Below are 14085 nucleotides of genomic sequence, written 5' to 3'. Positions count from 1 at the left end.
AACTTGGTTAGGATAATCAGAACGACCTGTGGCGATGATAGCATCGGAACGTATTTGTTTAACGTCCTCGGGTGTAATTTCAGGATCTGGGTTCGCCATAGCAAAAATAATAGGATTTTTTGCCATAGTTTTAACCATTTCTTGGGTCACCGCCCCTTTAACAGAAAGACCAAAAAACACATCTGCTTGATTTAAAGCTTCAGCTAAAGTACGCAATTTTGTTGGAACAGCATGAGCTGATTTCCATTGATTCATCCCTTTATCACGACCTTGATAAATAACCCCATGGGTATCACACAAGATGATATTTTCATGGGGCATACCCATTGATTTAATCAATTCAACACATGCAATAGCAGCAGCACCCGCACCATTTACAACCATACGTGTTTTTTTAAGATCTTTTCCCGTAATTTCTAAAGCATTAATAAAGCCTGCTGTTGCAATAATAGCAGTGCCATGTTGATCGTCATGAAAAACAGGTATAGGTAAAAGTTCGCGTAATTTTTGTTCAATAATAAAACATTCAGGTGCTTTAATATCTTCAAGGTTGATCCCACCAAAGCTTGGCCCTAAAAATCGCACACAATTAATAAATTCATCAACATCACGGGTATCAATTTCTAAATCAATAGAATCAATATCGGCAAACCGCTTAAATAAAACAGCTTTTCCTTCCATAACGGGTTTAGATGCCAAGGCACCTAAATCACCTAATCCTAAAACAGCTGTTCCATTTGAAATAACAGCAACAAGATTGCCTTTGGTTGTATAATCATAAGCATAATTTGGGTCTTCATGAATTTTTAAACAAGGAACAGCTACACCTGGGGAATAGGCAAGAGCTAGATCACGCTGTGTAATTAAGGGTTTGCTTGGAACAAGTTCAATTTTCCCAGCACGCCCATTGGCATGAAAAGATAAAGCTTCATCATCTGTGACTTTAATTGGTTCGTGTTCCATCCCTAAATATCCTTGATTATAATATAATTTTTAGACTTATTTTTTATAGAATTCTTGTATAAAACATTTCTAGATAGAAAATAAATTTTCTGATAATAACTTAAAAGTAAAATTTCGTCTTCTGCTTTTTATATTTTCTTTTATTTAGACATACAAATAAATAATATGTGTTGAGTAAATAATATTTGTAAGGGTTAATTTATGAATGGCATTAATTAATTTAAAAACATTTGACCAACAAATTAAAGCAGCTACACCTGCTATGGCTCAATATTTTGAAATAAAAAAACTTTATCCTGATAACTTACTTTTTTATAGAATGGGCGATTTTTATGAAATGTTTTTTGAAGATGCTCTGATAGCATCACAAATTTTGGGGATTGCGCTAACAAAACGTGGGAAGCAAGAAGGAGAAGATATTCCCATGTGTGGTATTCCTGCCCATGCGGTAGATAGCTATTTACCTAAATTGATTAGGCAAGGATTAAAAATTGCTATATGTGAACAAACCGAAACCCCGCAAGAGGCAAAAAAACGAGGATATAAAGCTGTTGTAAATAGAGAAGTTGTAAGAGTTATTACCCCAGGTACATTAACTGAAGAAAACTTACTTCAAAGTAAAAGCCATCATTTTTTAGCAGCACTTGTAAAAATAGAAGACCAAATAGGATTTTCATGGTTCGATATTTCAACAGGCGATTTTTATAGCCAAAATTTAACAGTTGATAAAATATCCACGCATTTAGCACGCTTAATACCAAGTGAATTATTAATCTCAGAAGATCTTTTGTTTCCAAATTGCCCAGATTTTTTACATGAATGGAAACTAATTTTATCTTCAATACCTTCAACTTGGATTGCTAGAGCTGAACGTACATTGATAGAAATTTATGGACTTAAAGATTTAAAATCCTTAGGCCATTTTACATCACTAGAATTATCAGCAGCTGGTGTTATTGTTGAATATCTTAAACAAACTCAAAAAGATGCTCTGCCTTATTTATCACCTTTAAAACGCCAAACTGATCAACAAATTATGGATATAGATCCAGCCACGAGACGTAGTTTGGAATTGACAAAAAATTTGGCAGGAAATGATGAAGGTAATCTTTTATCTGTTATAGATTATACTTGTTCGAATCCAGGGGGGCGTAAGCTTCATGGATGGTTAAACCATCCTTTATTGGATTGTTCAATAATATTGGAACGCCAAGATGGAGTACAATTTTTTATTGATCAAAAGAAGTTACGTGAAGAATTACGACAAATATTGAAACATTATCCTGATATGCCCCGTGCATTATCCCGCCTTATGCTTAACCGGAATAGCCCACGTGATCTTGGAATTATCAAAACAACGGTTAACATTGGGAAAAAAATTCAATCTCTTTTTGTATCGTTAAAAGAATTACCAGACTTTTTTACCAAAATATTAAAAGTGTTAGATTGCCACTCAGATCTTTGTGATTTGCTAGAAAAAGCTTTGATTATAGATCTTCCTATGACTTTGAAGGATGGTCATATCATTGCCGCAGGTTATGATCAAACATTAGATGAGTGGCGTAATGTACGTGATAATTCAAAGAAAATAATTTTAGAATTAGAAAGTACATATAAACAACAATTTGATGCCCCATTCATCAAGATCAAATATAATAACATTTTAGGTTATTATCTGGAGGCAACAGTAATACAAGTAGAAAAATTAAAAAAGTCACCTTATTATGATCACCTGATTCATCGTCAAACTTTGGCAAATAATCTGCGTTTTACAACAATAGATTTAAAAGCTTTAGAAGAAAAAATAAATGCAGCCATTGATAAAGTGCAAGAATTAGAAAGCCATATTTTTTATGCTCTTGTACATAGTGTTAAAAATCATTCACAAACTTTATCTGAACTGGCTGATGTCTTAGCAACCTTGGATGTTTTTTCAGCACTTGCTTTTTTAGCAGAAGAAAAAAGATATTGTAGACCTATAGTTGATGAAAGTACCGCTTTTTTAATTGAAGCAGGTCGTCACCCAGTTGTTGAAGAGTATTTGGAAAGAAACCAGCAAAGATTCATTCCAAATAATTGTGATTTAGGGGACCAACAAAAACTTTGGTTAGTAACTGGTCCAAATATGGCAGGAAAATCAACTTTTTTAAGGCAAAATGCATTAATTGCAATTTTGGCTCAAATAGGGTCTTTCGTTCCGGCAAAAAAAGCCCATATCGGTATTATAACAAAACTTTTTAGCCGGGTTGGTGCTTCAGATGATTTAGCTAGAGGTCAATCAACCTTTATGGTCGAAATGGTCGAAACGGCTTCAATTCTTAATCAAGCTAATAATCGTTCCTTAGTTATTTTAGATGAAATTGGTCGTGGAACAGCAACCTTCGATGGCTTATCAATTGCTTGGGCTGTTTTGGAATATCTTCACAATGTCAATCAATGTCGAACTTTATTTTCAACGCACTATCATGAGTTAACAAATTTAACCTCTTCTTTAAATAAACTCGCTTGTTATTCTATGAAAGTTAAAGAATGGCAAGATCATATTGTTTTTTTGCATGAAGTTATTGCTGGATCATCAGATCGCTCTTATGGCCTTTATGTTGGAAGAATAGCGGGTCTACCTAAAGTTGTTTTACACAAAGCCCAACAAATTTTAACCTATCTTGAAAGTGACGCAAGTTTAAAATCATTAAAAAATGATGGTCCGGACTTCCCCCTTTTCCAATCTAGAACAGTTGATGTATCACCATCAAGTTTTTCTCAATCAGAATTAGAAAAAGCTGTTCATAAAATTAATGTGGATGAACTTTCCCCGCGTCAAGCTTTAGATACAATTTATATGCTTAAAGATATTTTAAAAAATAAAGAAAGTTAAGGCTTGGGTGCCGGCACTTCAATAACACGATTATCGTGGGCAAATGAAGAAAATCCAACACGTATTTTAGAATTCTCCCAATTTTCTTTATAAAAATTTAAATCTGGTATTTTAATGACAGCTACACTACGTGTTTGAGGGGAGTCAAGCATATCATCATCAGAATCAGATCCTGAACCTAAAGGAATACCAATGCCAATACCGCTACCCACACCAACGCCACCACTACTACCTCCAAAAACCCCAACACCTATACCAAAACTAGGGCTAATACCACGTGAAGGGCGCCGCACTTGTTCAGAAAAATTTGTTCTATCAATATGAAGAGCAGGGATGGTTTTGCCACTAGGTAAGGTAAGATTGGCATCAGTAATGCCATAGCGATCAACGACTTTGATTTCAATAACATCAGAATAAATTCTAGTACTAATTGGGCCAAATTGATTTTCAGTAGGCGGAGCCGGCTCAGAAAATATTTTATTTGTTTGGGAATTTTGAACTGGAATTGGCTCAGAAGAGCAAGATGTTAATATTCCTATGTTGGTAACTATAAAAAACATCCATAAAAATTCTTGTTTTATTTTCATATCTGTATCCTTAATAACCATAATATAGCAATTTGTTTTATTTCACATTTAGTATATACTATAAAAAGATTGAAAGCAGCATTTTTAACCTAATTATAAAATAACTTTAATAATTCATTGGGGAAAAAGTAATATTCTATTGAAGGATTTTCTAATAAATTTATTGAGAAATAGGGTTGAATAATAAAAAAATTCTTTCATATCAAGACGCATTAGGTAAGCAATATTTAAAAAAAATTTTTGCTAAGCGAAATATATGTAAATTATTAGATGAGTCACTTCAAAGTAAAAATTTTATATTTTCTCTTAAAAACTATTTAACAATAATTAACACAGAAATAAAAAAACTTTTTTTTGAAAAAAAAATTAATGGTTCTGCAGCAATTTATATTCATGCTTATAAAATAGATTATTTAATTTTATACATTTTAAAAATAGCAGAACAAAGATTTAATAAAAATAATATTAAAACTATAAATTCAAATCTTATTGTTATAGCAGTTGGGGGATATGGCCGCTCAGAACTTGCACCTTTTTCGGATATTGATTTATTTTTTATTACACATGGCAAACAAGATAATTTTTGTAAAGAATTTATAAAAATTATTCTTTATACATTGTGGGATATAGGTTTAAAAATAAGCCATTTTGTTGGTAGTGAAGATGAATATTTTATCAAAGCTAAAACAGATTTTGTTTTACGTACAACTTTTTTACACAATAGATACTTGTGGGGTAATAAAGTCTTTTATAAAAAATTTTTAAAAAATTTTGTTACTAACTATACAAATGAATCAAAGTTAATTTTTATTCAAGAAAAGCATTTAGAAAGAGAAAATAAAAATTTATCAATTAAATTATCTTATCATTATTTGCAACCTAATGTAAAAGAAATAAAAGGTGGGTTGCGTGATTTGCAGCGTATATTATGGATAGCAGAGTGGTTTTATAAAATAAAATATTTAGATAAACTGCAAGAAAAATTACTTTTAAATGAAGCCGAAATAATATTATATAAGAAATCATATAATTTTCTGTGGACAATTCGTTGTTATCTACATTACGTGGCAAATCATGCCGAGGATAGACTTCTTTTTAATTGGCAGCAGGATATTGCTAATTATTTAGGTTATAAAACGACCAAAAAAACAACTGCAGTAAAAAAATTTATGAAAGATTTTTTTCTCCTAGTGTATAAAACAGAAAATTTATTTGATATTTTTAATGCAACCTTGGAAACAACGTATAAATTAAAATTTTTATCAGAAAATTTATCATTTGGTCTTTTTCAAAGAAAAATAAATCAATTTTATATTGATGGTAAATATTTGGGTATTGATCCAGAAGATATACTAATTAAGAATCCAATTATGTTATGGGAATTATTTTTAACAGCGCATGAACATAATCTTAAGGTACATCCAAGAAATTTGCGTTTTCTTATGGAAAATTTTACTAAAATTAAAAGAAGAAACAGTCAAGATAAGCAAATCAAAAATCTTTTTTTAAATATTCTTACATCAAAAAAATCACCTAATAAAACTTTAAAGCTTTTAACTGTTACAGGTATTTTAAGTAAATTCATCCCCGAGTTTTATAACGCAGTGGGACAAATGCAATATGATACATACCATCATTATACAGTTGACGAACATACACTAAAAGCTATTGATATATTACAAAAAATTATGATAGGAAATTTTCAAAGGTCCGAACCTTTGGTTACAGAACTAGCAAGTAAAATTTCTTTACGCCGTGTTCTTTATTTAGCAGTTTTTCTTCATGATATTGCTAAGGGATATCAAAAAGATCATTCAGAAATGGGGGCAGATATAGCCCAAACTTTGGGACCTACTTTTGGCTTTAGTGCAAGTGAAACTGAAATTTTGGTATGGCTTGTACGCTATCATCTTTTAATGAGTAATATTGCCTTTAAAAGGGATATTGACCAACCCGAAACGATTATTCATTTTGCTTCATTTGTTCAATCATTAGAAAAATTAAGATTACTTTTTATTTTAACTGTTGTCGATATATCTGCTGTAGGCCCAAATGTGTGGAATACATGGAAATATGATCTTCTATCTACGCTTTATTATCGAACAGAATTATATTTAACGGGAGGTTTTATCAATCAACATTTAAATTTAAAAAAAATGTTAAATAATTTAGATGTTATTGATGGGTTAAATTTCTTAAAAAAAGAAAAAGAGTATATAGAGTATTTTATAAATAACATTCCTGATGCTTATTGGTTGTCTTTATCAAAAGATATGTTTAAAAAACATTTACCTGTTTTTATTAAGGCATGTCAAAATAGTCATCAAATAACTGTTGAAAAATTTATTGATAAACTGAAAGATGTAACAGAAATAATGATTTGTGCATCAGATTGCCAGGGTTTTTTTGCTCGGGTTGCTGGTATTATAGCATCTTTAGGTGCTTCAGTTGTTGAAGCAAGAATTTTTACATTAGCTAATGGAATGGTTTTTGATATCTTTTCAATTCAAGATGCTGAAGGAAAAGTTTTTGATCATCCAGATAGGTTAAATAGGATTTTACAATCACTTGAAAAATTTGATGAATCTTCTTTTAAAATGTTACCTACAAAATCTTTTCATAACTCTCTATTAAAAGCCCAAAAACTTTTTACGATAGAAGCGGGAGTTTTTATTGATAATGAAACGCATATTTTGCATACTATAGTAGAAGTTACAGCTTCTGATAGACCTGGTCTTCTTTATGCTTTAACTTCTACTATTACAAATCTTAATTTACAGATAGTTCATGCTAAAATTGCAACTTATGGAACACGAGCGGTTGATGTATTTTACCTTAAGGATCATTTTGGATTAAAAATAGAGGATAAATTACGCTTAGATTCTTTATATGCTCATTTACACCAAGCTATTATAGGAATGGAATAATATGTTTTTGATATTACAGAAGATAAGTTAACATTATGATAAAACGGATCTTATCGGGTATTCAACCCACAGGTAATTTACATTTAGGTAATTATTTAGGAGCAATTCATCAATGGGTTAAACTACAAAATGATGCGACGTGTCTTTTTTGTATTGTAGATATGCATGCTATTACAAATTGGCAGGATCCAAGTCAATTGAAACAACAAGTACGGGAAATGGTTGCAGCTTTTATTGCTTGTGGCATTGATGTTAAACGTCATATTATTTTTAATCAAAGCCAGGTACCAGCTCATGCTCAACTTGCTTGGGTTTTAAACTGTGTAGCAAGGGTAGGATGGCTTGACCGTATGACACAATTTAAAGAAAAAGCAGGCAAAAATCGTGAAAATGCCAGTGTGGGCCTTTACACCTATCCTAATTTGATGGCTGCAGATATTTTGCTTTATCATACAACACATGTACCTGTTGGAGAAGACCAAAAACAACATCTTGAACTTGCCCGAGATATTGCTCAAAAATTTAATAATGATTATAACATTAATTTTTTTCCTTTACCTGAACCTTTAATTCAAAGTGCGACCCCTAGGGTCATGAGTTTACGTGATGGTAAAAAAAAGATGAGCAAATCAGAAGAATCTGATTATAGTAGAATAAATTTGACAGATAATGCCGATACAATAGTTCTTAAACTTCGTAAAGCAAAAACAGATCCTTTACCGATTGCGGGTAATGACATTTTAGATGAACATAAAAAAATTAAATCCATAATAATTGAAGAAAGACCTGAAATGGTCAATCTTTTAAAAATTTATGCTGCGCTTGATGATAAACCTTTAGATAAAATTCTTGAACAATTTGCAGGAAAACAATTTTCTGATTTAAAAAAAGAATTAGCTGATCTTATGGTAGAAAAGATTATACCAATTGGTAAAACTTTATCCGAATTATTAGCGGATATTTCTTATATAGATGATATTTTAAGCGAAGGAAAAAAACGGGCTATGGATTTAGCGGCGCCAATTTGGTCAGCTGTGGAAGATATTGTTGGATTTTTAAAAATCAGGTAAATCATGCAAATTTATTTACCAATAGCTGAAATTTCTGTTAACATTCTTGCAATTTTAGCTATTGGGTGTTCTGTTGGTATTTTATCTGGAATTTTTGGTGTTGGAGGTGGTTTTCTTTTATCTCCTTTATTAATTTTTGTAGGTATACCTCCTGTTGTTGCTGTTGCAACTCAAGCTAATCAAGTTATCGCAACATCTGTATCTGGCGTATTAAATCACTGGTCGCGTGGAAATGTGGATTTTAAGATGGGGTCCATACTTCTTGTAGGTGGATTTATAGGGTCTAGTTTTGGTGTTTGGGTTTTTTCTTTACTGCGAACTCTTGGTCAAATTGATTTAGTGATAGGATTACTTTATGTATTTCTTTTGGGAATTATTGGTCTTTTAATGCTTTTTGAAAGTACCCGAGATTGGTGGCGCCATTATAGTAAAAAAACCCAAATTATTAAAACTATCTATGGATTATCATGGGGAGAAAAATTACCGTTTAAGATCCAATTTAAAAAATCAGAATTACATATTAGTGTTTTATTGCCTTTAATTATTGGAGCTTTAGTTGGATTTTTAGGGGCTATTATGGGAATTGGTGGATCTTTTTTACTAATTCCTGCTATGATTTATGTGTTGGGTATGCCTACGATTATGGTTGTGGGAACATCACTTTTCCAAATTATTTTTGTGACAGCAAATGTAACTTTTCTACAGGCTCTTGCTAACCAATCAGTTGATATATTTTTAGCAATTATTTTAATTATAGGTGGTGTTATAGGTGTTCAGATTGGAAGCAGATTAGGTTCTAAAATTCCCAGCCAACAATTAAAAATTCTTTTGGCTCTTTTAATTCTTTTAGTATGTAGTCAATTAGCCTATGGATTAATTGCAACTCCAAGTGATCTATATTCTATTTCAACTATAGCTTTATGAAAAAAAAATATTTTATCATTTATATTTTGTTAATATTTTTTATGAGTTTTAAGAATGCTTTAAAAGCAGAACCTTTGGTTGCGGATATTTCAACACATCTAATTGCGATTACAACAGGATTTAGTGGCGATAAACTTTTATTATTTGGTGCTGTTGATGGGGAAGGCGATATAGTTATCATTATTCGTGGTCCAACATCAGATACAATTGTACGCAAAAAAGAACAAATATTAGGGATATGGGTCAATCGCCATAGTGTTGCATACCAAAATATACCAAGTTTTTATTCGATTGCTAGTACAAAACCCGTGATTGAATTTATGAATGAAAGTTTGCGTCGTCAATATCAAATTGGGTTAGATCAAATTAATTTAAATGTTACTGAAGGTGAACAAGATATTGAATTTCAAAAAGCTTTGTTACGAAATAAAGAAAAGAAGAATCTTTATTTAGCAGAGCCTGCAAAAGTTATTTTTCTTGGTAATCAGCTTTTTAGAGCAGAAGTTTTTTTTCCTTCAAATGTGCCTACAGGTAATTATCTTGTTGATGTTATGTTGGTACGCAATAATGAAATTGTTGGTGCATTTAGTACACCATTGTTTGTAAGTAAAGTTGGATTTAGTGCTGCTGTTTATGATTGGGCACATCAACAATCAGCTTTATATGGGATAGCTTCAATTATAATTGCTGTTTGTGCAGGGAGCATTTCATATTTTATTTTTAGAAGAAAGTAATTTTCATGGATAATATACAAAATCAACCAATAAAACCACAAAATCGTATTGTATTGGTTGCCGTTGATAATAGTACAGAACTAGATGTTTCTTTAATGTATGCGGCGTTAAGAGCAAAAAAAACAGGCGCACGTTTAGCCTTACTTCATGTTGTTGAACCTGCCGATTTTCATCACTGGACAGCTATTTCACAATTGATGCAACAAGAGAATAGAGAAAAAGGCGAACAGGTTTTATTAAGAAAAGCTGAACAAATTGAAGAAATTCATGGGTTAATGCCAATTTTTTATTTACGTGAAGGAAATCCAGCAGAGGAAATTCTTAAAGTTATAAATGAAGAAAATAATCAAATATCTATTCTTGTTTTAAGAGCTGCAAGACACAATAAAGGACCAGGACTTTTAATTACAACATTAAGTAATAAATTGATTAGTCAGCTTCGAATTCCTTTAACTATTGTACCAGCTAATCTTTCAAAAACGGATATTGAACGCATTACTTAAAATAAGATTTTAATTAATTTAAACTAAAAAGTTCTTTTTCTTCTTCAATACCACGAAGTTTATGCTTGCCAAGTGAAATCATTTTAAGTCCACAAGGAGACGCAAATTGCTCAGATGCAATAAGCGTTTTGCCTAGTGGAGAACATAACCCTGCCATTCTTGAAACAATATTAACTGCAGGGCCGATAACAGTAAAATCTAATCGATTAGGTGTTCCTATATTTCCATAAGTAACAGATCCTACATGAAGGGCAAGACCTGCTCTTAGAGCAAATAGTCCTTTAGTAATTCGTTCTTGATTTAATAAAGTTAAATTTTGCAAAGCTTCTTGGGCTGCATCCAGTGCCGTTAAACATGCCCGATCACGATCAAAATCATCAAGAATAGGAAATATAGCTAGAGCTGCATCCCCAATAAATTTTAAAATTTCTCCCCCAAATTTATAAATAGATTTTCCCATACATGCAAAATATTCATTAAGTAATTCGATTAAAGAATCTTTTGGTAATTTTTCACTTAATTCTGTAAAGCCGCGTAAATCACAATACCACAATGCTGCTGTAATAGATACACCAGCACCTCTTTTAATAAGACCGGATAAGACTTTTTGGCCCGCATCATGTCCAAGATAAGTATCTAGGAGAGTTGAGGTAATAGTTTGTTCGGCCATAATTTGTAGAATAAGCGAAAAAACAGAGATAACATTTTTTAAAGCATTTATATCTGAATCAGAAAAGCCTTCAGGATTTTTAGTTGCAAAAACTATACAACCTTTTCTTGGATAATTTCGAAAAAAGATAGGTAAAATTAAATAATCAGTTAATCCATCTTTGATAAGCTCTTCAAAAATAGGAAATTCATAAGGTTGTTTTAAATCTGTTAAACGACGTCTTAAATGGGGGATATCTGTTTCAAAAATTAAACGTATAGGGCTTTCAAGATACATAGATGTTAATTCTATTCCATGTTCTCTCTCTTGTCTTTCAGCAATGGGCAATCCTAATTTCCATAGAAAACCAATAGATAATAATTGAGGATGCAAAGTTGGAATGGGTAAATATAATCTATCTAAAGATAATCCTGCATCACGTAATTTTTGACAAAATTCTGTTATAAAAATGTCGCTTTGTTTTAAATTAATTTGGGGATTAATTAACCAACCTATAACAGAATCAATATTATCAGAAAAAGATAATTTGTTTTTTATTGTCATTGTATAATGATACTTTAATTTTATTGAAATTGCGCTATATTAATTATCAAAGATTATGTTTTACTGTCTATTTAATAGACTATAATAAGAAAAAGGTTAAGAAAGAAATTATGTTTATTCAAACTGAACAAACGCCTAATCCAGAAACATTAAAATTTATTCCAGGTCAAGATGTCATGCCTTCAGGTACGGCTGATTTTCTTACATTAGAAGAAGCAAAAAAATCTCCTCTGGCTGAATCTATATTTACAATTGCAGGGATAAAAGGTGTTTTTTTTGGAAAGGATTTTGTCACTGTAACCAAGGATAATCAATATGAATGGGCAATTCTGAAACCTTTAATTCTAACTAAAATTATGGATCATTATACTTTTGGGTATCCCATTATTTTGGATCATGATATTAAAAATCAAAATAATTTGGAAAATAATGATCCTATTTCTAAACAAATTAAAGAATTATTAGAAACACGCGTCCGTCCGGCGGTTGCTCAAGATGGAGGGGATATAGTTTTTGATCATTTTAATGATGGAATTGTTTATTTACATTTAAAAGGTTCGTGTGCGGGTTGCCCAAGCTCCACAGCAACTTTAAAAATGGGTATTGAAAACATGTTGCGTCATTACATACCCGAAGTCCAAGAAGTAAAAGCAATTTAAGTTAATTTTATTATATAAAAGTTTTTCTATTTTTTATTAAAAATGCTTAATAAATATTATCTTAACAAAAGCGAAAATTTAATAAAGTTTATATTTTATGACTCTTTAACTTTTATTTTAACTTTGGCAATACCTTTGGTATTTATTTTTCTTTCTTTGATTTTTTATTCACATCTTGATCAAGAAAAAAAAACAAAAAACAATTTTTATTTTTTGATACTGCAAAGAGATAGGGCTGTATTCAATGGCTTAAATTCTTTTATAAAATACGGGCAATTTGATATTCAACAAAATAACGATGTGCCTTTATTGACTATATCTGAATTACCAAAAAATCTTGGGGAAATTACGAATAATGAGCGCAAAATTTTTTTTATTAAATCAATTTTACCTATGGTTTTATTTTATAATGAATCAATTTTACAGCAACGCCAAAAAATTATCCTCTTACGTCAAGAATCAGAATCAAATAAAACATTAAGTCAGTTTGATCAACGATGGTTATCAGATATATCTAATTACTATCAATTTTCAACTAGAGCTAATTTTAAAGATCTTTTGAAAAGAGTAGATGTAATTCCAGTTTCTTTGGTTTTAGCTCAGGCTGCTTTAGAAACGGGGTGGGGTAATTCAAATATGGCTCTTGGTGGAAACGCACTTTTTGGTCAAAGTACATGGGGCAAAAATGGTAAAACGGTTTCGTCAACTTTAGCAGATTATCATATACGTAGTTTTAAAAATTTAGGCCAAGCTTTAGAAGCTTACATGTTAAATCTTAATACCCATCCAGCTTATGAAGATTTTCGTCAATTACGTTCATTTTTACGTAATAATCCAAAAGAACCTGATATTTTAGATGGTGCACGATTAATTTATACTTTGGATCATTACTCAGAAATTGGCCAAGATTATATTAACCGTTTACAGAAAATTATTAATGATAATAATCTTTTACATTTTGACTATGCAAAACTTTACTCTACGACTGGAATGAATTCTTTATCCTATAAAAATTAATTTTAGAAAGGTTTTTTAAATGACAGCTTCTTCTTTACCACTTCACTCATTAGAACAAATTTTTTTAAAGGCTCGTACTCATATAGTATGGAAAAATCAATCTATAGATGATCATCTTTTACAGAAAATATATGATTTAGCTAAGATGGGTCCAACAAGTGCCAATTGCAGCCCGATGCGTATTATATTTATTAAATCAAAAGAAGCAAAAGAAAGATTAAAACCTTGTTTATCACCTGGAAATGTTGAAAAAACGATGACAGCACCGGCAACAGCTATTATTGCCCAGGATATGTATTTTTATGATCAATTACCAAAATTATTTCCCCATGAAGATGCACGTTCTTGGTTTATTGGGAATGAACAATTAATCAACGATACCGCGTTTCGTAACAGTAGTTTGCAAGGAGCCTATTTTATTATAGCTGCGCGTGCGATGGGTCTTGATTGTGGGCCTATGTCAGGATTTGATACCCAAAAATTGAACCAAGAATTTTTTCCAGATGGCCATTGGAAAGCAAATTTTTTATGTAATCTTGGTCATGGTGATGAACAAAAACTTTACCCCCGAAGCCCAAGGTTAAAGTTTGAAGAAGCTTGTAAAATTTTATAA

12 protein-coding genes are annotated in these 14085 nt (G+C 31.2%); 9 read left to right on the top strand and 3 right to left on the bottom strand.

Annotation, left to right across the window (positions count from 1 at the left end; all coding sequences use genetic code 11):
• A partial coding sequence (locus tag K1X44_05005) for an NADP-dependent malic enzyme (GenBank protein ID MBX7146649.1) occupies positions 1–963 on the bottom strand: 963 nt, incomplete at its 3' end.
• 262 nt (positions 964–1225) lie between these two features.
• Between K1X44_05005 and mutS the strand changes: the two genes are divergently transcribed.
• On the top strand, positions 1226–3838 hold the full coding sequence (gene mutS / locus K1X44_05000; protein ID MBX7146648.1) for a DNA mismatch repair protein MutS: 2613 nt from the start codon (positions 1226–1228) through the stop codon (positions 3836–3838).
• Here mutS and K1X44_04995 read toward each other — a convergent pair.
• Positions 3835–4425, bottom strand: a complete 591-nt coding sequence (locus K1X44_04995; GenBank protein ID MBX7146647.1) for a hypothetical protein — start codon at positions 4423–4425, stop codon at positions 3835–3837. The two genes, mutS and K1X44_04995, sit on opposite strands and share 4 nt — an antisense overlap.
• A gap of 176 nt (positions 4426–4601) precedes the next feature.
• On the opposite strand from K1X44_04995, the gene glnD reads away from it, so the two are divergent.
• From glnD to K1X44_04970, 5 genes are read left to right on the top strand one after another with little or no spacing between them, the layout of a single operon-like run.
• On the top strand, positions 4602–7352 hold the full coding sequence (gene glnD / locus K1X44_04990) for a [protein-PII] uridylyltransferase (protein ID MBX7146646.1): 2751 nt from the start codon (positions 4602–4604) through the stop codon (positions 7350–7352).
• A gap of 35 nt (positions 7353–7387) precedes the next feature.
• Positions 7388–8422, top strand: a complete 1035-nt coding sequence (trpS, locus tag K1X44_04985) for a tryptophan--tRNA ligase (protein MBX7146645.1) — start codon at positions 7388–7390, stop codon at positions 8420–8422.
• Positions 8423–8425: 3 nt separating this feature from the next.
• A complete protein-coding gene (locus tag K1X44_04980) occupies positions 8426–9346 on the top strand; it encodes a sulfite exporter TauE/SafE family protein (GenBank protein ID MBX7146644.1) in 921 nt (306 codons plus the stop codon).
• Between the two features lie 41 nt (positions 9347–9387).
• Positions 9388–10080 carry a TIGR02186 family protein gene (locus tag K1X44_04975; GenBank protein ID MBX7146643.1) on the top strand — a complete coding sequence of 231 codons (693 nt, stop codon included), beginning with the start codon at positions 9388–9390 and terminating at the stop codon, positions 10078–10080.
• Between the two features lie 5 nt (positions 10081–10085).
• Positions 10086–10583, top strand: coding sequence for a universal stress protein (locus K1X44_04970; protein MBX7146642.1), 498 nt, complete (start codon positions 10086–10088; stop codon positions 10581–10583).
• Between the two features lie 13 nt (positions 10584–10596).
• Here K1X44_04970 and K1X44_04965 read toward each other — a convergent pair whose 3' ends face one another.
• The gene (locus tag K1X44_04965) at positions 10597–11796 is read right to left on the bottom strand and encodes an adenylate/guanylate cyclase domain-containing protein (GenBank protein MBX7146641.1); all 1200 of its coding nucleotides are present in this window, start codon (positions 11794–11796) and stop codon (positions 10597–10599) included.
• Between the two features lie 110 nt (positions 11797–11906).
• Between K1X44_04965 and K1X44_04960 the strand changes: the two genes are divergently transcribed.
• The 3 genes from K1X44_04960 to K1X44_04950 all read left to right on the top strand — a co-directional run bounded on the left by K1X44_04960 (position 11907) and on the right by K1X44_04950 (position 14085).
• Positions 11907–12455: a NifU family protein gene (locus K1X44_04960; protein ID MBX7146640.1), complete on the top strand. Its 549-nt coding sequence runs from the start codon at positions 11907–11909 to the stop codon at positions 12453–12455.
• A gap of 135 nt (positions 12456–12590) precedes the next feature.
• Positions 12591–13472 carry a glucosaminidase domain-containing protein gene (locus K1X44_04955; GenBank protein ID MBX7146639.1) on the top strand — a complete coding sequence of 294 codons (882 nt, stop codon included), beginning with the start codon at positions 12591–12593 and terminating at the stop codon, positions 13470–13472.
• A gap of 19 nt (positions 13473–13491) precedes the next feature.
• Entirely contained in the window at positions 13492–14085 is a 594-nt protein-coding gene (locus K1X44_04950) for a malonic semialdehyde reductase (GenBank protein MBX7146638.1), read from the top strand.

The organism is Alphaproteobacteria bacterium (assembly GCA_019695395.1).
Lineage (GTDB): Bacteria > Pseudomonadota > Alphaproteobacteria > JAEUKQ01 > JAIBAD01 > JAIBAD01.
This window is presented reverse-complemented; position numbering and strand designations above follow the sequence as displayed.